The sequence below is a fragment of the Virgibacillus salexigens genome, assembly GCF_014905415.1.
Lineage (GTDB): Bacteria > Bacillota > Bacilli > Bacillales > Amphibacillaceae > Virgibacillus > Virgibacillus salexigens.
On sequence record NZ_BNEO01000021.1, the window covers coordinates 1 to 651 of the forward strand.

1 protein-coding gene is annotated in these 651 nt (G+C 32.6%); it reads left to right on the forward strand.

Annotation, left to right across the window (positions count from 1 at the left end; all coding sequences use genetic code 11):
• The first annotated feature begins 77 nt into the window (after positions 1-77).
• Entirely contained in the window at positions 78-638 is a 561-nt protein-coding gene (locus tag JKP73_RS22015) for a hypothetical protein (protein WP_021292544.1), read from the forward strand.
• The last annotated feature ends 13 nt before the right edge of the window (positions 639-651 follow it).

The following is a 651-nucleotide window of genomic DNA, read 5'->3' on the forward strand; positions in this document are numbered from 1 at the left end:
AGGGCCAGATTGTGGAAAAAGATTTTTAAGGATAATTTAGGAATTGTTGATCTAAAATGGTGAAAAAGAGGGATATTATGGCATCTAAAACTATAATATTAATCGGACCAATTTGTGCTGGCAAAAGTACAGTAGCTGAATTACTTTCAGATAAAACTAAAATTCATCGATGTACAATGGATGATTTAAGGTTTGATTATTATAAAGAAATTGGGTTTAGTGAGGAACAACAAAATAAAATACGTGAAGATTATGGTTATATGGCTATGTATGAATATTGGAAGCCATTTGAAGCACATGCAGTTAAACGAGTATTGGAGGATTACCCCAATTATATTCACGACTTCGGTGCGGGGCATTCTGTTTATGAAGATGAAGGTCTATTCAGAGAAGTTAAAGATGCCCTTGGTAACTACGAAAATGTCTTTTTATTGCTGCCAAGTCAAAATGAAATGGAATCCATTAATGTTTTAAATGAAAGACTAAAAGAAGAGACCAGTAACAAGGAGGCGTATAAACTTAACGAGCATTTTGTTAAACACAAATCCAATAAGTTATTGGCTAAACAGATTATTTATACAAATGGTAATTCACCAGAAATGATTGCTGATAAAATAATTCAAATATCTGGTATTTAAGCAATCGGGCGCA